The organism is Sphingobium sp. DC-2 (genome assembly GCF_000722555.1).
In the GTDB taxonomy this organism is placed as follows: domain Bacteria; phylum Pseudomonadota; class Alphaproteobacteria; order Sphingomonadales; family Sphingomonadaceae; genus Sphingobium; species Sphingobium quisquiliarum.
Genome location: NZ_JNAC01000051.1, coordinates 110,501 through 129,846, shown reverse-complemented (window position 1 = coordinate 129,846; position 19,346 = coordinate 110,501). Strand labels below are relative to the sequence as shown.

Sequence of the window (19,346 nt, the reverse complement as noted above, 5' to 3'; positions counted from 1 at the left end):
GAGCAGGTCCGGCGCCTTTGCCTACTCGGCAGCCTGCGCGGTTTCCGGCAGGTGGATCGTGCCGTCATCGTCGACGCGCGCATCGGGCGGCACCAGCTTGCCCATCTTCCATTGCTGTTCCAGCACGCCGGGGCCGAAGGGCTTGGAGCCGCCCAGCGCCTGGCCCAATATCTGGAACTGCGCGCCTTCCTCCAGCAGCACGATATTGTTGGTGAGGTCGCGCAGGCCCTTCCAGCTCCAGATCGTCGCGCCGCCATTGGCCTCTACAATGCCGGGCACTTCGCGATCCTTCTCGATGGAATCGAGGATGAAGTCGGGTTCGGGCTGGCGGCGGTTGATGTACACGGGCAGTTGCGCGGTGAAGCGGAAGCGGCGGTTGGGCACGTAGAGCAGCGGCAGTTCCGAATGCGCCTGCGAATAAGCGCCCAGATGCGGCGTGTGGACGTGGCTGATCGCCTTGAAATCAGGATATTTCCTGAAGATTTTCAGGTAGCGCGCCGCGCCGCCGGGAGCGTTGCCCCAATATAGCGTGCCGTCGAAGCCGATGACGCTGGTGACGGCCTGATCCGGGTCGTCTTCCCACAGCCCGGCATAGTTCAGCGTGATGATCTTCTCTTCATCAGGCACCCGGACGGCGAAGAACAGGGTTCCGCTGGCGGAAATGGTCCGGCTGTCGCGCAGCAGGCGGAAGGCGCGGCGCGCGTCCTTCTCCGTTTCCAGCACGAAGGCGATGGCATCTTTCGAAAGTCCGTTGACGTCAGACATGATCTTTCCTTTCAGGCGGAGAGTGCGGCCAGTTGGGGACGCTGTTCATTGAGGGCGCGGGCGGCTTCCAGCGGGCGCGGGTCGATCCAGCCGGAAAGGGCGAAATCCGCGTCGAGGAAGCCGTGGGTGAAGAGGAACTTCTTCTGCTGCTCGAACAGGGAGAGTCGTTCCGCGTCGAGCGTGGGATGCAGTCCTTCGTGCAGGCGGGCATAGGCCTGGTCGACCGCCCCGGCGCTGCCTTCCGTCTCATAGGCCAGGATGTCGCGCAGCCGGTCCGGCTGTTCCGCCACCCAATCCGCCGCGCGCAGCGTGACCGCAAGGAAGCGGACCAGCAGATCGAAATGATCGTCGATCAGGCTCTGGTGGACCGTGATCGGGCGGGGAGTGCCATTATTCACGCGGAAACGCCGGTCCGGCAGGGCATCAAGGTCGATCGCGACGGTAAGGCCATTTTCACGCGCCTGATCCAGTGCGGCGGCGCCCTTCACATAGATGGCATCGACCTTGCCCTCCACCAGCGCCTCGATCGGCCAGAGGCGGCCGACGGCGCTGCGCTGACCCTGCCCGCGCGGTTGCAGGTCGCGCCCGCTGCCGCCGATGTTGCGCAGCCGGTCGGGCGTTTCGATCAGGTCCACATCGTCCAAGGTCAGTCCGGCCGATGCCAGCGCGCCCTTATATCCCGCCAGCGACATGCCGCGCGCGATGCTGGTGCCGCGCACGTGGCTGGGGATATCATTGTGACTCCAGCCGGGGAGCGCCAGCCGCTTGCCCTTGAGATCAGCGGCGGAACGGATGCCGGAGTCCGGCCGGGCGAGGATCAACTGGCTTTCCTCGATCCAGGTCAGGCCGACCAGCCTGGTTGGTTCCCCCTGCGCCCGCGCGGCGATGGCCAGCATGTTGCCGCCCTCGCGTATCAGCGTCGGCAGGCGGTGGTCATAATGGTGGCGGCCAAGTTCGGACCCGGATTCCTGCAAGGTCTTGAGCGCGATGCCGTCAGCCTCGAAACTTTCACTCAGCCAGCCCAGCTTGTAGGCGATGCCGGTGGCGGTGGGCACGGGGCAGCGGGTGAACCAGATCTCATCCGGCTTGCTGGCTGTTACAGGGGCGGGGTTGGCTGAAGTCGGCACGGCGCGCATCTCTCCACTTGGTTGCCGGGAGAAAATCGCAAGAGCCGTGCCAATCGCGGAAATGGCGGATATGCGCGGGTTTAGCGGGAGAGGCGCGTAATGGAGTGCGGCATATTGAGCAGCAGGGCTGTTGGTTTTTCAGCGTGGGCGGGCCGCTGTCATCAATCCTCCCTGCGCCTGCGGCATGGGGAGGATCGGGGATTTAACGCCTAGATCAAATCCAGATTCTTCAAGTGCGTGCGCACCACATTGCGGGTGATGCCAAGCGCCTCCGCCGTCTTGATCTGATTTTCACCGCATTGGCGGAAAGCTTCTGTCACCGTGAAGGCCACCAGCCGGTCGAGCAACTGGTCATGGCCGCCCTTCAGCAGCCGGGCGATGAAGGGCCGGACCGCTTCCTCCAGAGAAGCGGGGTCAGCAGCCGGTTCGCCCGGATCGCCAAGGTCGCTCAATCCCAGATCGGCAGGCAGGATGCGGCCATCCTCGCAGATCAGCGTGGCGCGATGGATCGCATTTTCCAGCTCGCGGATATTGCCGGGCCAGCCATGCTGGAACAACGCTTCCTCTGCCGCCGCGCTCAATTCCAGCCGGTTCGCGCCCGTGCGGGTCCCGTAGATTTCGAGGAAATGGCGGGCCAGCGGCAGGATGTCCGCGCGCCGTTCCCGCAAGGGCAGCAGCGGAATGGCGACCACTTGCAGGCGGTAGAACAGGTCCGAACGGAAGCGCCCTTCGTTCACCGCCTGCTGCAATTCCACATTGGTCGCGGCGATCACGCGGACGTTGAGCGGCACCGCCTTGCGCGATCCCAGGCGCACGACTTCCCGCTCTTGCAGCACGCGAAGCAGCTTTACTTGCAGGGGCAGCGACAGGTCGCCAAGCTCGTCCAGAAAGAGTGTCCCGCCATTGGCGGCTTCGAACCAGCCAGGCCGCGCGACATTGGCGCCGGTGAAGGCGCCCTTTTCATAACCGAACAGTTCCCCTTCGATCAGGGATTCGGAGAAGGCGCCGCAATTGACCGCGACGAAGGGCGTATGCGCCCGGTTGCTGAGGCTGTGCACATAGCGGGCGACCAGCTCCTTGCCCGTGCCGGTTTCCCCCATGATCAGCACATTGGCATCGCTCGGCGCGGTGCGCTCGATCAGCGGCAGCAGGGCGCGAGAACGGGGATCGTTGAATATCAGCGCGCGGGCGCGGGGGCCAACGGCATGATGCCGGTCGCTGTCATAGGCCAGCAAGGGACGGCCATCGCCATTGGTTGCCGATACCAGACCGACCTGCGCCCTGTCTTCGGCGCGGCTGTGCGAACCGTTGTTCATGCTTCCTCCATTGCCGGCGCACGGAGGATAGCAGCTAATTGTCTTCTGTTTTAGTAGAAAATGATCTTGCGGGCCTAGTTGAGCTTTCAACGCGCCAGTCAGAAGGATGCCGCAAGGGCCGATCTCCGTTCCAGCACGGTGCGAAGGGGATCGGCGCAGACCCACGCGCCGACGTCCACGGGCGCTTCCAGAAAGCCGTGCAGCCAGAGGAACTGCGCCTGAATCTTCAACATGCCGACACGCTCCTCCGACAGGTCGGGATGCAGCGCGCGGTGGAAATTGTTGCGATAGGCGGCTTCCACGCCATCCCGCCCGGAAAGCGTTTCCTGGGCAATGATGTCCTTGAGTTCGCCCGGATTGCCCGCCGCCCAATCGGCCGCGCGCAGGCTTTGTTCCAGGAAACATTCGACCAGTCCGGGATGATGGTCGATCATATGCTGGTGCACCACGATCGGCCGCGGCGTGCCGTTGTTCACGCGTGCGAGGCGGCTGGGATAGGCGTCCAGATCGATCCCGGTTTCGAGCCCCAGACGCTGCGCCGCCTCCGCTCCCGCCGCGCCCTTCACATAAACCGCATCGACGCGGCCCGCCGCCAGCCATTCAAGGCCCAGCCACAGGCGGCGCATGCCCGCCACGCTGGCCTGCTCCACCGGCGGTGCGGGGACTTCGATCAACTGGACATCTTCCAGCGTCAGCCCGCCCAGCGCCAGCGCGCTTTTGATGCCTTGGAGCGCCATGCCGCGCGCGATGCTTTCGCCATGGGTCCGGCCATAGCCGGGCAGGGCGAAGCGCAATCCCTTCAGACCAGCGGGGTCCATGACGCCGACATCGGGGCGCACCATGATCGCCTGCCGCTCGTCGATCCAGGTAAGCCCGATCACGCGGGTCGGCGCGCCCAATGCGCGGGCGGCCAGCGCCTGGATATTGCCGCCTTCGCGGAACAGGTGCCGCGCCTGGTTTTCAGGATCGCTGGCGACCAGGTTCAAACCCAGCTCATGGACGCGCTTGACCGCGATCCCCTGCTGGCCGAAGGCTTCCGCCATCCAGCCCTTGGCGCAAGCGACGCCCGACGCGGCGGGCACCGGACATCGCGTCACCCAGACGCTGTCCAGGGCGGCCCGCTCCGCGACGCTGTTCACCATCCTCTTCCTCCATCTAGGGACTGCCGCTGCATAGCGCCAATCCCGGATCCAACATCAGGACAAATTGCGTCGCAAGGCTCATGCCAGCCGCAGAACAGACGCGGAGGCGCGGTTCCGGGCAGCGCTGCCGCTTCATTTCGCGCAGTCGGCCGCGCGCGTCTGCGGCAAAATCAGCAGCGTGACGCCCCATGCGCCGCATGGACCGCAGCAGGACCGCGCAAAGCCGGGTTGGCACACGACATGCAAGGGAAAGGCTCAACATGGTCGGCAATACGGAGCCTTTCATAGTGGCCTATCAGAACAGCGTGTCTTTCCTGTCCCAAGCCCGCGCATGGCTTGCCGCCGCGATGGCGCTGCTCGGATGCGCTTTGCTGACGGCGTGCGGGGGATCGGGCGAAGCGGCTGGCGGCGGCGAGGTCAAGACGGTCACCATCGCCTCCATCGCTTATCCCTATCAGGGCAAGCAGGTGTATAATGGCGTTAACGGCGTGGTGATCGAACAGGGCTGGCTGAAGGAGCAATTGGCCAAGAAGGGCGTCGATCTGGTCTTCACTCCCGTATCGACGGCGGTAGGCGGGCCGCTCATCAACGAAGGCTTTTCCGGCAAGCGGATCGACTTCGCTTCCTATGGCGACTTCCCCGCCGTGATCGCCGTTGCTGGCGGCGTGCCGCTGAAGATCGTCGCGCCAGTCGGGCAAGGCCAGGATGTTTACATCGTCGTGCGCAAGGGCCTTGCCGCCAGGAGCATCGCCGACCTCAAGGGCAAGCGGATCGCGCTGCATCGCGGGCGGCCATGGGAGTTGCCCTTTTCCAAGCTGGTCGACAGCAGCGGCCTTAAGCTGAGCGACTTCAAGATCGTCAACATCAACCCGTCCGCCACTCCGGCCGCATTGCAGTCGGGCAGCGTCGATGCGGCCGTGCTGCTGTCGGACGGACTGCTGGTCGAGCAGAAGGGTATCGGCCGGGTGATCTGGTCGACCAAGCAGGCCCCCGCCGACTGGAAGATGCGCGCGGAGCTGTTCGGCCGGGCCGATTTCGTCGATGCGCATCCCGATCTGACTCAATTGGTGGTGGAAGCCTTCGTTCGCGCCGCCGCCTGGGCGTCGGATGAGGCGAACAAGGCCGAAGTGATCCGCCGGGCGGCGCGCGGCGCTTTGCCAGAGGACATCGTGGCGAAGGATTATGCCGAGTCCGGCATTGCCTGGCGCGAGCGTTTCTCGCCCATATTCGGGCCGGCGGTGCGAGAGCATTACCGGTCGGTCGCCGATTATGCGCTGGAGCGGGGCCTGATCCGCAAGAAGGTCGATACCGGCGCTCTGCTGGACGAGCGCTTCGTCGACAAGGCGCTGAAGGACCTGAAACTGGAGCAGTTCTGGGCGCGCGAAGGCGGAGCGCGGAACTGATGGCGGGGCGGCTTTTTCCTTCCGGGGCTTCCGTCCTGCGGCTGCGCAACCTGCCTGTTGGCGCTTTCGCCGCGCCGGTCCTGCTCCTTGGCGCATGGCAGCTTGCCTGCCTGACCGGACTGTTTCCGCAGCAGGTGCTGGTGCCCCCCAGCGGCGTCGCCAAGGCGCTTGCCGATATGGCCGGGTCCGGGGAGTTGCAGCGGCATGTGGGAGACAGCCTGCACCGGCTGCTGGTGGGCTTCGCGATCGGCGCCGTGTCGGGCATGATCTTCGGCGCGGCGCTGGCGCTGTCGCGCCTGCTGGATGCCGCTCTGTCGCCCCTGTTCCTGACGCTTTGGCAAGTGCCCGTCATCGCCTTCGTGCCGCTGATGGTCATGTTCCTTGGCATTGACGAGCCTTTCAAGATCGCGGTGGTGGCGATCGCGGCTTTCTTCCCCATGGCGCTTGCGACGTTCGACGGCATCCGGGGCGTGCCGCGCAACTGGTTCGACGTGGCGAAAATCTACCGGCTCCGCCTGCATCAACTGGTCCGCCGCATATTGCTGCCCGCGACGGTGCCCGCCGTGCTGACCGGCCTGCGCATTTCCCTGACGCGCGCCTGGGTCGTGCTGGTCGCGGCTGAACTGCTCGCGGCGGACAGCGGGATCGGCCAGATGATGGAGATGGGGCGGCAATTATTCCAGATCGATGTGGTGCTGGCGGGCGTGGTCGTCAGCGGCCTGATCGGCTTCCTGCTCGATCGCGGCGCGCGCTGGGTCGAAAGCCGCGCCACGCGCTGGAGGGCGGCATGAAGCATCAACTGACCCGCTGGCCCGTCCGCCTCGGCGTCGGCCTGATCGTGCCGCTGTTCCTCTTCCTCTGGTGGCAGTGGCAGGGGAGCGCCCATCCTTCGGCCTTCGCGCCCCCCGCCGCAGTGGCGTCGGCGCTGGCGGAACTGTTGCGCAACGGCGGACTGCTGCGCGATACGCTGGCGACGCTTGAGCGTGCCTTCACCGGCCTTGCCATAGGCGCGCCGCTGGGCGTGGCCGCCGGGATCGCCATGGGTATATGGAAGCCGGTCGACCGGCTGCTGGGGCCGCTGCTGCATGCGCTGCGGCAGGTGCCGATGATCGGCTGGCTGCCCCTCATCGGCCTGTGGTTCGGCGTGGGCGAGGGGACGGAACTGATCGTGGTCAGCATGTCCGCCTTCTTCCCCTCCATGCTCAACAGCCATGCCGGTGTCGCGCAGGTGGAGCGCCGCTATCTGGAAGTCGGCGGCATCTACCGCTTTTCGACGTTTCAGCGCATCCGCTTCATTCTGCTGCCCGCCGCCATGCCGCTGGTGATGACCGGCCTTACCCAGGCGCTGGCCTTTGCCTGGATTTCCACCATCGGCACGGAATTGCTGACGGGCGCGGGTGCGGGCCTGGGCGTCGCCATGCAGGCCGCGCAGGTTCAGCAGCGGCTCGACATCATGCTGGTGGTGATCAGCGTCACCGCCATCCTCGGCTTCATCATCAACCAGCTGTTCCGCAGCCTGCGCCAGTCCCTGCTGCGCTGGCAACCAGCGCAATCATGACACGGAGTAACGGCATGAGCCTTCACCCCCAAGCCCGAAACGAGCACGCACCCGCGAGCATCAGCCGGGGCGCGCTGACGGTTGGCGGCCTGCACAAGAGTTTCGATATCGGCGGCGCGCCGCGCAAGATACTCGACAACATCAATCTGGATGTCCGTCCGGGCGAGTTCGTCAGCATCGTCGGCGCGTCGGGCTGCGGCAAATCGACCTTGCTGCGGCTGATCGCCGGGCTCGACACCGATTATAGCGGCGAGCTGCGGCTGGATGGCGAGCGGATCGCCACGACCAGCCTGGACCGGGGCATCGTGTTCCAGGATCATCGCCTGTTCCCGTGGATGACGCTGGAGCAGAATGTCGAACTCGCCCTGCTCAACACCGGCACGCCCAAGGCGCGCCGCGCGCAGATCGCCGCCGATCACATTGCGCTGGTAAACCTCAAGGGGTTCGAGAAAGCCTATCCCCACCAGCTTTCCGGCGGCATGGCCCAGCGCGCCGCCATCGCCCGCGCGCTGGTGACGGAACCCAAGCTGCTGTTGCTGGACGAGCCGCTGGGCGCGCTCGATGCGCTCACCCGTGTTCACGTCCAGAATGAATTGCAGCGGATATGGATGGCGCAGCGATCGACGATGGTTATGGTGACGCATGATGTGGAGGAAGCGCTGTATCTGGGCGATCGCGTGATCGTGATGTCGCCCAATCCCGGCCGCATCCGCCGGATAGTGGAAGTCGATCTTCCCCATCCGCGCGACCGGCGCGCGCCGTTGCTTCACCGGTTGAAGGATGAGATCCTGGCCGAACTCACATCCGGCGCGGATGCAGCAGAAAGCGCCGGCAACCTTGTCCATTTGCCCAGCAGAGAGGCCCGCTGATGAGCCGTATAGCCGATTTCCCCATCGATCCCCTCTTCACCAACCGCTGGTCGCCGCGCAGCTTCACCGGCGAAGCGGTGCCCGACGCCGTTCTCCACACCGCTTTCGAGGCTGCGCGCTGGGCGCCGTCCGCAATGAACGCGCAGCCGTGGCGGTTCCTGGTCGCCCGGCCGGGAGAGGAACTGTGGGAAACCTATGTCAGCCTGCTGGTGCCGCGCAACCAGCTATGGGCGGCCAAGGCGTCGGCGCTGATCATCATTCTGTCGGCAAGGGAGCTGGATTATCGCGGCGAGCGCGCGCCGAACCCCTCGCACAGTTTCGACGCGGGCGCGGCCTGGGCCAATTTCGCGCATCAGGCGCTGCTGCTCGGCTGGCATACGCATGGCATTGGCGGCTTCGACAAGGACGCCGCGCGCGAGCGGCTGAACATCCCTGAGGATTTCGCGGTCGAAGCGATCATCGCGCTGGGGCGCAGGGGCGATCTTGAAGGGCTGGACCCGCAGTTCCACGGCGCAGAAGCGCCCAACAGCCGCCGTCCACTCAGCGAAAGCGTGTTCGCCGGGACGCTCGATAACCCGGCCTTCCCGCAGGAAAGGGATGCGGCATGACGCTCTCCATCCATTGGCGGCTCGATCCTGCCGCCGAACCGCGAAGGTCCGAACCGGGCGCGTGGCAACGCCTGCCCGCGCTGGCGCGTGACCGCCGCGTCAGCACACAGAACCGCTTCGATTATTTTCTGCAAGTGGCGCAAGCGGCAGCGCAGACCGCCTTTGACGGGCTGTTCGTGCGTCACCGGATCGAGGCCGACGAAAGCCGCATCATCGCCGCCATCATCGCGCGCGCGGTGCCGCACATTCATGTCGTGCCGGAATTTCCCGCTTCGGTGGGATCGGCCGTCTATGCGGCCAAGCAGGCCACGACTTTCCAGCGCGCGGCCCACGATCGCCTCGGCTGGGCCATCGCGCCCGATGCCGGCCCGGCGGGCCGTGAGGCGCAGGCGGACTTCGTCAGCGACGGCGATCTCGCGCAGAGGCTGGACGAGTTTCTGACGGTCGCGCGCGGCGTGCATCGGGAACGGCCCTTCAGCTTCAAGGGCAGCTATTTCGAGGTTGAGAATGGCGGCTTTGACGCGCCGCTCAACCGCGCATCCTTCCCGCGCGTCTATTTGCAGGGCAGCGGCGATGCGGCGCTGGCGCTTTCGGGCCGCCATGCGGATGTGCATCTCTTCGCCCCCGCCAGCACAGAGGCGCTGGCGAAGGACATCGCCCGGCTCAACGCACTGGCGGACGGCCGGAGCGTCGCCGCTGGTCTTATCCAGCCGCTGCTGGTGCGGGACGACAGGCAGACCGCGGAGCGTGACGCGCAGGACCGCCCGCTTGCGCCGGGGACGCTGGTCGCCAGCTATGACGAGGCCGCTGAAATCCTTGCCGGTTTCGCGGCCATCGGAATCACCGAACTGGTGCTGGAGGCTACGCCCACGCTGGAGGAAGCCTACCGCATCGGCCAGCATCTTCTGCCTCGCCTGCGCGCGCTGACCAGCGCAGCGCGGCAGGCCGCCTGAGGAGACAATCCATGTCCATCGACTTTTACTGGCGGCTGCCGACCCATGGCTGCCACAACAGCATCCAGACCAGCGGTTATGAGCGGGGCGACTGGTCGCCGCTGCGGCCCGGCAACATCGCGCCGGGCCGGGACCGCGACGGAGAGGTTGATGGCTTCACCTATATCGATCATCTGGCGGCCATCGCCCAGGCGGCGGAAGCTGTGGGCTTTCAGGGCGGGCTGATCCCGTCCTTTCCCAACACCGACGATCCCTGGGTGATCTCCTCCCTGCTCGCGCGCGAGACCAAGAGCTTCCGTTTCATGATCGCGTTCCAGCCGGGCTTCGGCAATCCGGTTCATACCGCGCGCATGGCCGCCAGCCTTCAACGCGCGACGGGCGGGCGGCTGTTGTTCAACATCATCACGGGCGGGGGCGGTCCGGCGCAGCTTTGGTGGGGCGACAGCTTCGCCCATGACGACCGCTATGGGCGGACGAGCGAATTTCTGGACATCTTCAAGGGCGTCTGGAACGCTTCGGACTTCTCCTATGATGGAGCCTTCTACCAGTTGCGATCGGGCGGCCTCGCGCCAGCGTTGCGGGGGGAGGAGTTCCCCGAAATCTGGTTCTCCGGCTCGTCCGACGCCGCGCTCCAGACCGCTGCGCGTCATGCGGATTATTATCTGTCCTGGCTGGAGCCGTTCGAGCAACTGGGCGAGAAGTTCGCGCGCGTCAAGGAACGCACGGCGGCTTTGGGCGGCGAGCAGAAATGCGCGGTCCGCGTCGACCTGGTCGCCCGCGCCACCGAGGAAGAAGCCTGGGCCGATATCGAAAAGGGCTTTTCCAATGTCAGCGAGGAGGCGCGCCAGCGCTGGGGCGGGCAGGGGAGCGATTCCGTGGGCGCGGCGCGTCAGGCCGCGCTCCGCCCTGCCGACGCGCGCCGTTATGACGACCTGATCGTCGCGCCCAATTTGTGGGGCGGCTTCAGCCTGCTGCGCGGCGGGCCTGCGCTGGGCATCGTGGGCAGCTATGAGCAATGCGCGGCGCGGCTGGATGACCTGATCGCGCGCGGGACGGATGCCTTCATCCTGGCTGGCACGCCGCATCTGGAGGAAGCCTATCGCGTCGGCGAAGAGGTGCTGCCGCTGCTAGGCCGTCAGGCTTCTGCATTGCCCGTTGCTGCTGAGTGAACTATTAAATTGATCGAACCGATTATTCTTGCAAGTTATCACGCAACATATTGAAATATAAATTAAATAGGCGCCGGGAGGACTCCCGGCGCCTATTCTTTTTGCGGAGGGGCCGGGGATCGCCCGGCCCCTTCCACGTCAGAAGCGGAAAAGCGCGGCCACGCCCAGCGTCTGGGGATCGGCCCAGGCGACGGTGTCGCCTGTCTGGCCAAAGGCCGGGTTCGACGGCTGCGCGAAGTTGGCGCCCGGCAGCGAGTGGTTGAGGTAGCGCACATCGAACAGATTGTTGATGAAGCCGGTGATGCTCAAATTCTCACTGGGCGTCGTATAGGTGACGCGCAGGTTGGTCAGCGTATAGGGCTTCTGCGTCAGATAATAGCGATTGTCCGCATCTTGCGGCGTCACGAAATAATATTGCCGCGACTGGTAGCGGGCATCGGCCGCCAGTTCGATCGTACCAAGATCGGCCAGCGCGAAACGATAGGAGCCACCGGCATTGAGCGTCACCTTGGGCGAGCGGACGAACTGCGCGCCTGCCAGGTTCGCGCCGCCGTTCAGCACCTGAAACTTCTGATATTCGGTGTCCAGCAAGCCAAGCGCCGCGTTGAACTTCAGTCCCTGAGCGGGGGCCAGCGTCAGTTCGAACTCGGCGCCATCGACCTTGGCCTTTTCCGCATTCTGGAGGTAGGACACGGTCGCTCCGCCCACGGCGCCCGGATTGGGGCCGACGACATTCACCTGCACGTCCTTGTAATCATAATGGAACGCCGTTGCGTTGAACGTCAGCAACCCGTCGAGCCATGTCGATTTATAGCCGATCTCATAGGCGTCGAGCTTTTCGGGCCGTACGGCCGTTAGCGCGACGGGCAAGGTCGCGGCGGTATTGAAGCCGCCCGACTTCACGCCGTGGGAGAATTTCGCATAGATGAGGTTGTTGGAATCGATGTTCCACGATGGTGTCACATCATAGGTGAAGGCGTCCCAGGTGCGTTTCAGATCATTGCCGAAAGTGCCCGGACCGCCGATAGCGCCAGTGTAACTATTCCACCACTGGGCATAATTGCTCCACGAAGCTCCAGCAGACGCCCGCCTGTCGAAATCCAGCGTCTTCGTCTCCCGCGTCCAGCGGCCGCCCAGCGTCAGCTTGATCGCGTCGGTGAAGCGGAAGGTGGTGCTGCCGAACACCGCACCGCTTTCGGCCTTGTGCCGGTAGGCCGTTTCGCTGAAGGCTGGCGTGGGCGCCGTGGGCGTGATCGCCAGCGCTGGCACCGCCGTCTGCGGCAGGGTCGCGGAGAAGGCGTTGGAGCGGATCTTCTCGTTGAAGTAAAATGCGCCGATGATCCAGCTCAGCCGGTCGTTGCCGTTGGAGGCGAGGCGCAGTTCCTGCGTCCACTGGCTGGTCCGCGCCGCCGAATAGCTGCGCGAGATTTCCAGCGGCGTATAGTCGCCATCGCCTGCGCCGCGCGTCTTGAACCGCTCATAGCCCGCGATCCACGTCAGCGCAGCGCCCCCCAGATCCAGATCGACATGCAGCGAGCCGCCGAACTGCTTGTTGCGGCTATATTCTGGCGCGTTGATGCTGACGTCGTTGATATCGGTCGACGGCACATAGCCGTTGCGCACCACGCCGCTGGCGGCGTAGCTGGCGGTCGTCCAGTAAGTGCCATCCGTGTCATAATCGCGATAATGGACGCTCAGCAGCGCCTGAAGATTATCCGTGGGTTTCGCGAGCAGCTGGCCACGGATCACATTGTCTTTGATCTCGTTGGACTTGCCGCCAGTGTAGAGATTGTCGAAGCGGCCGCCGCGATCGTCGAAGCGGAAGGACAGGCGCGCCGCCAGCTTGTCATCGACGATTGTCGTGCCGATGCCGCCTTCAGCGATCTTGTTGTCGTAACTGCCATATTCCAGCTTCACATAGCTGTCGTCCTGGCCGTTCAGCGAGGGACGCTTGGAAATGACGTTGATCGCGCCGCCGGTCGTGTTCTTGCCCCACAGCGTCCCTTGGGGACCGCGAAGGACTTCCACCCGCTCCAGGTCGAACAGCGGCAGGCCGGTGGCGCTGGAGTTGCTGATATAGACATCGTCCAGGTAGAAGCCGACCGGACTGGCAAGGTCGAGCTGCTGCTGGCCCGCGCCGACGCCGCGAATCCACCAGCGCGGGCGGCCATGCTGCTGCGTGCCCGCCGACGCGTTGGGCACATAGTTCAGCACTTCGTTCGCCGACCGGCCAAGGCCGCCCACGGTGAACAGGTCCTTGTCGAAAGCGGTGATGGCGACGGGTACATCCTGCAACCGTTCCTCGCGGCGCTGCGCGGTGACGACGATCCCGGAGCCGGAATCCGCTTCGGCAGTATCAGCCGCATCGGCGGGGATGGCGCTGTCCGCCGCAGCGGCGGCTTCGCTGGCGAGCGCGGCGGGCGCATGGCCAGCCGCGAACAGGGCAAGGATGCTGGCCCCAAGGATAGGGCGCGTTCGCGACGAATGGGTCTTTCTGGACAAGGAGGTTCCCCCTGATGTTGAAACTTGTCCGCGTTGTGCGGATCGGACGGGGGAGCCGTCGCAAAGGCTGTGCCATTTTGCTAAATGGCTGATTTCACGGCGGGTTCTATGCGGTCCTGCCAGGCGGCTGTTTGAAATTGCACAGCGCTGATGATCGTTGCTGCTCCGTCAGCAGCAGGTGGATGGCGGGGTGGGGGGCCTACAGACCTTCCGCCGCGACCCAGTGGGCGCCGGTGATCTCACGGGCGAGGGCCCAGACCTGCCGCCGGATATCGGGGACGGCGACGATTTCCCAATGCGCGCCCCGGGTCATGGGGCCGACGACGAACAGTCGCTGCTGCGCCGCGCCGTCCCTGCTGATCGCGCGGCACTGGCGATCGACATCGATGCCGATGGCCAGCGGATCGGGACGGATGTCGCCCCGTCCGGCGAGACGCCGCAACAGCGGGTCGTCGGTGCGGCGCAGGTCGCCGAGCGGGCCGGTGCAGTTGATGACCTTCGCGGCGTGGATCGTTTCCGCCGCCGACTGGCCGCGTCCGCGCAACCGGACATGCAGCGCCGCAGCTTCGGGCGTGACCTTCACCACCTTTCCGGCGCGGATCTGGAGGCGGCCCTCCGCTTGCAGCCGGGCGAGCCGTTCCGCCACCTGCGGCGCGACGCGGTGCCGGTGCACGTCCCAATAAGGGCGCAGATGGCGCAGGAAGCGGCTTCGTTCCTGGGGACTTGCCGCGCGCCACATATCCTGAATGAAGGGCCGCAATTCATCGACGGCATTGCGCCAGCCGATGTCCGCGCTGCGGGTTCTGACAGTCTTGACCAGTTGGGACAGGCTGCCTTTCGGCCGTTCCCGGCGCGCATCATGGGGCGCGGGCGGCCGGTGGTCGTGGGGCGACAATCCCCGCCGCGACAGCGCGATGATCCGGCCGCGAAACCCGGCGCTGTCAAGGCTGAGCGCGCAATCGACCGCCGTCAGTCCGCTGCCCAGCAGCAGCAGTTCGTCATTCGGACGCAGCCCCTCCGCAATGCCCGCAACCCAGGGATCATTGACATAGGCGGCGCTGTGCAGGCCGGTGAAGGCGGGCAGGTCATGCGGCGGCAGATTGCCCGGCGCCAGCGCGGCGATGGCGGCATTCACATGCTCGCCGGAGCGTAGCAGGACGCGGACCCCTTCGCCGGTCCGAAGCAGGTCGACGGCATCGCCGGTCAATGTCGTCAATCTGCCTTGCGCCGCGCCGCTCACCTCTTCCAGCAAGGCGCAGAGATAGGCGCCATAGTCACGGCGGGTGGCGAAGCTGCTTTCACGGCCCAGTCCTTCGCGTTCCAGCCAATCCACGAAATGGCGCGGTTGATCAGGCAGTGCGCTCATATTGGCGGCGCGGACATTGAGGATATGCCCCTCCTGCGCCGCTCCATAGGCAAGGCCGCGCCCCAGCCGGTCCGCCTGCCGCTCGATGATCGTGACCTTGAGCGATCCATAGCGCAGCAGGTTGATGCCGAGCAGGGTTCCGCTGAACCCTCCTCCGATGATGACTGCGTGATCGACCTTCAGCATGGCGCAGGGCTTCGCCCAGATCGCGCCGTCAGGTCAAATGTTGTTTGGGAAGGACATCACCATCACGGGATTTTGCGGCGCGCCCTGAACTTGCTCACCATGTCGCGGATGGTGAGACTTGCGTCGATCGATGTGTAGACGCGCATCGGGCGGCCGTTGGGGTTTTCCCGATAGCGTCCATCCGCCAGAAGATGCGGCGTGGGCTTGAGGATGTAGCGGCTGGAGGACGGATCGGGCTGGACCGGCGTCAGCAGCGCGGTCAGCGTCACGAGGGGGCTGTCGCCCAAGATATGGACTTCCGTGGCGGGCATGGCGGAAAATCCGGGAATCTTCGCCAGCTTGGACGCCATGCCGTCCAGTTGCCCTTGCAGGAAGCGGCCGAGCGGGCCTGAAGTGGCGAGGTCCTGCATCTCCGCCGATGTGAACAGTATCTGCCGGTAGGCGTCGCGGGGCACTTGCCAGATGTCGATGTCGGATTCGTTGAAGATGATCTGGGCTGCGATGGGATCGATCGAGACGTTGAACTCCGCCTCATCGGGTCCGGGAGGGGGATAGCCGGTTCCGGCATGTTCGCCCCCGCCAATCCACACAAGTTTCAGGCGGCGGCCAATTCGCGGTTCGGCGAGCCAGGCCAGCGCCAGTTCGGTGAGCCCGGCGCCAGCGGCATAGACGAGCGGATCGTCCCTGCCCGCGCGCATCGCTTCATGGACGATGGCGGCCGTTGCCGGGCCTGGTTTCCACGACCTGCGCGAGGGAATGGATGATTCAGACCCCGCTAACAGCTTCGCTGCGCCAGTGGCCTTCATGACGGCGAGCAGTTCCTTCGCCTTCGCCATCCCCTCCGCGGCGGACGCGGGGCCGCCGAACCGGGGCGGCAGGTGCGAACTGATGATCATGGGGATGCGGACGGACGGGGATAGGAGGTGATGGGCCAGTTGAAACAGGCCATCGGGGTCTCCCGCAAAGTCATTATCTATGATGACCCGCGCCCGCCATGAAGGCGGCGGCCGAACCCATGAAATGTCTGCGGTTCATGATCATTCAGTCAGCCCATAGCGTCACCGGGCCGATGAGGCCGCTGGGACGCAGGGGCGCATCGGGTTTGTAGGTGGGAGCGGCGGTGAAGGTGATCTTTTCAGCGCCCGGCTGCTTGTCGCCGATAAGGCGGTTGACCCAGAGGTTGGCGACCTTCACTTCCAGTTGATTGCTGCCGGAGGTGACGAAACGGCCGATGTCCAGCCGGTAGGGCGCGAACCATGTGGTGCCCGCTAGCTGGCCGTTCACGCGGACTTCGGCGAGGTCGCCGACCTTGCCAAGGTCGAGCCACAGGGGCTGGCCGCGCTTTGCGGCTTTGGGCAAGGTGAAACGGCTGCTGTAGGTCGCGATGCCGGAAAAGTAGCGGACGCCGTTCTCTGCCGCCTCGCTCAGCGGAGAGAGGTGGCGCATGAGCGATGCGGGCGCGCCGCGGCCAGGCTGAAAGCGCACCTGCCAGGCCCGGTCCAGCGTGGCGATCCGGCGCGGGGCGGGGGCGGGAATGGCCGCCGATGGTGCGGTGGCTGGCTTGCGGAAGAGGATGAAGAAGGCGTCCTCCGCCCCCACGTCGATCGGGATCACCGTTTCCTGTCCTTCGGTGCGGTAGGAGACGGGCGCGGCGCTGCCATCCATGGCGCGCCAGATTTCGGGCTGGCGGCCGGTGATGCGGAAACGGGCCTCGACCTTTTCCGCGCGGTTGAGGCGGTTGTTGACGAAATAGAGGTCGCCATCGGGCAGCCTGCGATGGACGAAGCGATAGTCGCTGTCGGTTGCCCCTCCGGTGATGCGGAAATCGGGACCGATGCCGATGCGGGCCATGGCCGCGTCCGGGTCCGCGCCGGGGATGATGCGCGGCCTGGCCGTGGTGGTGCCTTTCCAGAGGCGATCGGCCAGCGCGGCGAAGGCGGCCGGATCATCCTTGAACGCCGGATCGCGCTGGGGCGCTTCGCCGATGACCGGGACGCCCGCGTCCGCCAGCGCGGCGATGCGGCGGAGGGTGGGCAGCGTCATGACGCGGCTGGACCCGCCGAGATAGAGGGCGCGGTAGCGGGCGCCGCCGGGGGCGACGAGTTGGCCATCCTCGACCTTCAGGACGTTGGAGAGGATGTCGGCGTTGACGAAGTCATAGGCATAGCCCCTGGGCAGGCCAGCGGGCGCGCCATTAAAGAAAAGCGCGGTGATCGGCGCGTCTTCTCCGGGAAACCAGGCGATGTCGGCATGGTCGCGGCCTTGCTGGAGCAGATAGGCGGTGCGGGCCATGTAATCGACCCAGGGCCTGGCCATTTCCGCCCAGCTTTCATGCCGGTTGAAATATTGGCCGAAGATCATGAGCGACAGGCCGGGCAGCTTGTCATCGGCGGGCTGGTGGACGGAGGTGTGGACGATCGGGCGGTTGATGCCGGACGCGAACTCCAGGTCGATGATGCGCTTCAAGTCCGAAGGCGCGAAGGCCCAGGGAGAGAAGGCCGATGTCATCGATTCCGCCGCGACGATATTCTGGCCGTAGATATGGGCGACGGAGGCCGCGCCCTTCATGTCGCCGAGCAGGGTCGGGCGCGGCTTGCCATCGCGGTTCCACGTCCAGAGCGCCGCCATCGGCACATCTGCGTGGCGGCGCATGGCAAGGTCGTCGCCCAGCACGGGGCGGCCATCCTCCAGCGCTTCGCCATAGACTTTCAGGCCATTTTCATGGGCGACCTTGGCAATGGTGCCATAATGGGCGTCCGCCAGCAGATCGGCGAGGGTGCGGCGGAAATCGTAGAGGAAGGCTTCGCTGCGGGCGGGCGAGCCGACGACCGCGCCCGTGAGCGCGGGAAAATAGGGCAGCGGGTCGTAGCCGCGCCGGGCGGCGAACTCCTCCACCATGCGGGGGGTCCAGTTGGACGGGCCAACCTCTATGCTGTCGGTCAGCAGGGCACGGATGCCCCTTGCGCCGATCCAGTCGGGCCCGGCCGCGTCGCGATACATGGAGAGATAGGTTTCGATGTAGCGGCGGACGGCGGCGGGATCATATTTGTCGACTTCGAGGCCCGTCGCTTCGGCGGTGGCGGGGTGATTGACCTTTCCGGTCAGCGAATAGCCAAGCCGCAGGATGCGCCAGTCGCTGCCCGCTGGCGCGGTCCAGTCGAGCGTGCCGCCGGGGCGAAGGTGCTTCGTGATGTCGATCACCTTCGCCGGATCGATCGCGCCCTTGGCGGAGGCGGCGGGCACCGGCAAAGTGCTGTAGTCGCGCAGGACGGTGAAGCCCGCCTTCGCCTCGAAACCGTCAAGGCGGGGTTCGGCGGACAGGCGAAGCTCACCGATCGGCAGCGCCGCCTTGGTGGCAGAGCCGAAGAAGTCCGCGACCAGCGCGCCCGGCGCGCCATCGCCAAGGCCCGGCGCGGGCGGCGCGTCATTGGGGCGCAGCACGACGCGGAAACGGCGGGCGGTGGCTGCCGGGAAGGAGATGGTGCTCGCCGCTTCGGACAGCGCGAAGCTGCCGAGGGTGCGCCAGCCGCCGCCCTGCTCCGCCTCCAGAACGGGTCGGTAAGCGGGATCGCGGAAGGGCGGCTTGGCATTGGGGATGAAGATGGTGGCGGCGCGGACGGTGACGGGCTTTCCATAGTCCAGGATCAGCGCGCCGGGCTGGGCCGCGCTGCCCGTTGGCACCGTCACTTCGCTGGTGAGATCGGCGTCGGAGAGGGCGGCCGCGTCGACCGTGCTGCCATCGGGCAGGCGCGCCTGAGGGACAGGGAGGGCGGCAGGCTTTACGGGATAGGCGAGGATGCGCGCGTCGCGGTAGAATGGCGGAAGGGCCTTTGCGCCCTCCCCCGCGCCGGGCAGCGCTTCAGTGAGGGGCGCGTTCTGGAAAGGCCCGGCGACGCCCGGCGGCACCGGCAGGGGGCCGGTAAAGCGGCGGCCGCCTTTCACATCGGCTTGCGCCCAGACGAGCTTCTTCATCGCATCTTCGGGCTTTACCCAGGGACCGCCCGTCTCGCTCCAGCCGGGCGAGGAGGCGATGGCGAATTCCAGTCCCTTGGCGTCTGCCGTGCGGACCGCGTGGGCGAAGGCGTCCTTCCATTCCGGCGTCATGTAGGACAGGCGCCGGGGCACGATCTGCGGCGTCATCAGGCTGGCGTCGAAATTCTGGACGCCGCCAATCCCCATGCGGGCCATCCAGTCGAGATCCTTGTCGATCCCTTCCCTGGTGATATTGCCGTTCATCCAGTGCCACCAGACGCGCGGGCGGGCGCTTTGCGGCGGATTTTGGAAGCCGTCCGCCAGATCGTCGGCGAGCAGCGGCGTTGCAAAGGCGGTGCAGGCGAGCAGCAGTGCGAGGCGGAAGGGGCGGCGGATCATGGGACTGGTCC

The 19,346-nt window shown here is 65.8% G+C and carries 15 protein-coding genes; 7 read left to right on the top strand and 8 right to left on the bottom strand.

Annotation, left to right across the window (positions count from 1 at the left end; all coding sequences use genetic code 11):
- Nucleotides 1–21 precede the first annotated feature (21 nt).
- The 4 genes from ET21_RS0111390 to ET21_RS0111375 all read right to left on the bottom strand — a co-directional run bounded on the left by ET21_RS0111390 (nt 22) and on the right by ET21_RS0111375 (nt 4,350).
- Nucleotides 22–765 carry a class II aldolase/adducin family protein gene (locus tag ET21_RS0111390; RefSeq protein ID WP_030539786.1) on the bottom strand — a complete coding sequence of 248 codons (744 nt, stop codon included), beginning with the start codon at nt 763–765 and terminating at the stop codon, nt 22–24.
- 11 nt (nt 766–776) lie between these two features.
- On the bottom strand, nt 777–1,892 hold the full coding sequence (locus tag ET21_RS0111385; RefSeq protein WP_037470818.1) for an ABC transporter substrate-binding protein: 1,116 nt from the start codon (nt 1,890–1,892) through the stop codon (nt 777–779).
- Nucleotides 1,893–2,101: 209 nt separating this feature from the next.
- On the bottom strand, nt 2,102–3,208 hold the full coding sequence (locus tag ET21_RS0111380) for a sigma-54-dependent Fis family transcriptional regulator (protein ID WP_081856692.1): 1,107 nt from the start codon (nt 3,206–3,208) through the stop codon (nt 2,102–2,104).
- Nucleotides 3,209–3,306: 98 nt separating this feature from the next.
- Nucleotides 3,307–4,350: an ABC transporter substrate-binding protein gene (locus ET21_RS0111375; RefSeq protein ID WP_030539783.1), complete on the bottom strand. Its 1,044-nt coding sequence runs from the start codon at nt 4,348–4,350 to the stop codon at nt 3,307–3,309.
- A gap of 260 nt (nt 4,351–4,610) precedes the next feature.
- On the opposite strand from ET21_RS0111375, the gene ET21_RS0111370 reads away from it, so the two are divergent.
- The 7 genes from ET21_RS0111370 to ET21_RS0111340 are packed head-to-tail and all read left to right on the top strand — an operon-like array spanning nt 4,611 to nt 10,910.
- Nucleotides 4,611–5,753: an ABC transporter substrate-binding protein gene (locus tag ET21_RS0111370; RefSeq protein WP_223308121.1), complete on the top strand. Its 1,143-nt coding sequence runs from the start codon at nt 4,611–4,613 to the stop codon at nt 5,751–5,753.
- On the top strand, nt 5,753–6,544 hold the full coding sequence (locus ET21_RS0111365) for an ABC transporter permease (protein ID WP_081796255.1): 792 nt from the start codon (nt 5,753–5,755) through the stop codon (nt 6,542–6,544). The genes ET21_RS0111370 and ET21_RS0111365 overlap by 1 nt, the downstream gene beginning before the upstream one ends.
- Complete coding sequence (locus ET21_RS0111360; RefSeq protein WP_030539780.1) at nt 6,541–7,311, top strand: ABC transporter permease; 771 nt, start codon at nt 6,541–6,543, stop codon at nt 7,309–7,311. The genes ET21_RS0111365 and ET21_RS0111360 overlap by 4 nt, the downstream gene beginning before the upstream one ends.
- A 14-nt stretch (nt 7,312–7,325) precedes the next feature.
- Entirely contained in the window at nt 7,326–8,180 is an 855-nt protein-coding gene (locus tag ET21_RS0111355) for an ABC transporter ATP-binding protein (RefSeq protein ID WP_021239443.1), read from the top strand.
- Nucleotides 8,180–8,788, top strand: a complete 609-nt coding sequence (locus ET21_RS0111350) for a nitroreductase family protein (RefSeq protein ID WP_030539779.1) — start codon at nt 8,180–8,182, stop codon at nt 8,786–8,788. The genes ET21_RS0111355 and ET21_RS0111350 overlap by 1 nt, the downstream gene beginning before the upstream one ends.
- Nucleotides 8,785–9,741 (top strand): LLM class flavin-dependent oxidoreductase, encoded by a 957-nt coding sequence (locus ET21_RS0111345; protein ID WP_051768126.1) that lies wholly within the window; start codon nt 8,785–8,787, stop codon nt 9,739–9,741. Before ET21_RS0111350 ends, ET21_RS0111345 begins: the two co-directional genes overlap by 4 nt.
- 11 nt (nt 9,742–9,752) lie before the next feature.
- Nucleotides 9,753–10,910: an LLM class flavin-dependent oxidoreductase gene (locus tag ET21_RS0111340; protein WP_030539777.1), complete on the top strand. Its 1,158-nt coding sequence runs from the start codon at nt 9,753–9,755 to the stop codon at nt 10,908–10,910.
- 138 nt (nt 10,911–11,048) lie between these two features.
- On the opposite strand, the gene ET21_RS0111335 is transcribed toward ET21_RS0111340, so the two are convergent.
- The 4 genes from ET21_RS0111335 to ET21_RS0111320 form a co-directional block, all read right to left on the bottom strand.
- Complete coding sequence (locus tag ET21_RS0111335) at nt 11,049–13,412, bottom strand: TonB-dependent receptor (RefSeq protein WP_030539776.1); 2,364 nt, start codon at nt 13,410–13,412, stop codon at nt 11,049–11,051.
- 199 nt (nt 13,413–13,611) lie between these two features.
- Nucleotides 13,612–14,964, bottom strand: a complete 1,353-nt coding sequence (locus tag ET21_RS0111330; RefSeq protein WP_030539775.1) for an FAD/NAD(P)-binding protein — start codon at nt 14,962–14,964, stop codon at nt 13,612–13,614.
- Nucleotides 14,965–15,026: 62 nt separating this feature from the next.
- Nucleotides 15,027–15,860, bottom strand: a complete 834-nt coding sequence (locus ET21_RS0111325) for a nucleoside hydrolase (RefSeq protein WP_051768125.1) — start codon at nt 15,858–15,860, stop codon at nt 15,027–15,029.
- Nucleotides 15,861–16,005: 145 nt separating this feature from the next.
- The gene (locus tag ET21_RS0111320) at nt 16,006–19,335 is read right to left on the bottom strand and encodes a glycosyl hydrolase (RefSeq protein ID WP_030539773.1); all 3,330 of its coding nucleotides are present in this window, start codon (nt 19,333–19,335) and stop codon (nt 16,006–16,008) included.
- Between the last annotated feature and the right edge of the window lie 11 nt (nt 19,336–19,346).

Excerpts from the sequence above, each read along its gene's own strand:
- ET21_RS0111325 (WP_051768125.1), bottom strand. The coding sequence starts at position 15,860 with ATGATCATCAGTTCGCACCTGCCGCCCCGGTTCGGCGGCCCCGCGTCC.
- ET21_RS0111350 (WP_030539779.1), top strand. The coding sequence starts at position 8,180 with ATGAGCCGTATAGCCGATTTCCCCATCGATCCCCTCTTCACCAACCGC.
- ET21_RS0111375 (WP_030539783.1), bottom strand. The coding sequence starts at position 4,350 with ATGGTGAACAGCGTCGCGGAGCGGGCCGCCCTGGACAGCGTCTGGGTG.
- ET21_RS0111355 (WP_021239443.1), top strand. The coding sequence starts at position 7,326 with ATGAGCCTTCACCCCCAAGCCCGAAACGAGCACGCACCCGCGAGCATC.
- ET21_RS0111370 (WP_223308121.1), top strand. The coding sequence starts at position 4,611 with ATGGTCGGCAATACGGAGCCTTTCATAGTGGCCTATCAGAACAGCGTG.
- ET21_RS0111345 (WP_051768126.1), top strand. The coding sequence starts at position 8,785 with ATGACGCTCTCCATCCATTGGCGGCTCGATCCTGCCGCCGAACCGCGA.
- ET21_RS0111330 (WP_030539775.1), bottom strand. The coding sequence starts at position 14,964 with ATGCTGAAGGTCGATCACGCAGTCATCATCGGAGGAGGGTTCAGCGGA.
- ET21_RS0111340 (WP_030539777.1), top strand. The coding sequence starts at position 9,753 with ATGTCCATCGACTTTTACTGGCGGCTGCCGACCCATGGCTGCCACAAC.
- ET21_RS0111320 (WP_030539773.1), bottom strand. The coding sequence starts at position 19,335 with ATGATCCGCCGCCCCTTCCGCCTCGCACTGCTGCTCGCCTGCACCGCC.
- ET21_RS0111360 (WP_030539780.1), top strand. The coding sequence starts at position 6,541 with ATGAAGCATCAACTGACCCGCTGGCCCGTCCGCCTCGGCGTCGGCCTG.
- ET21_RS0111390 (WP_030539786.1), bottom strand. The coding sequence starts at position 765 with ATGTCTGACGTCAACGGACTTTCGAAAGATGCCATCGCCTTCGTGCTG.
- ET21_RS0111365 (WP_081796255.1), top strand. The coding sequence starts at position 5,753 with ATGGCGGGGCGGCTTTTTCCTTCCGGGGCTTCCGTCCTGCGGCTGCGC.
- ET21_RS0111380 (WP_081856692.1), bottom strand. The coding sequence starts at position 3,208 with ATGAACAACGGTTCGCACAGCCGCGCCGAAGACAGGGCGCAGGTCGGT.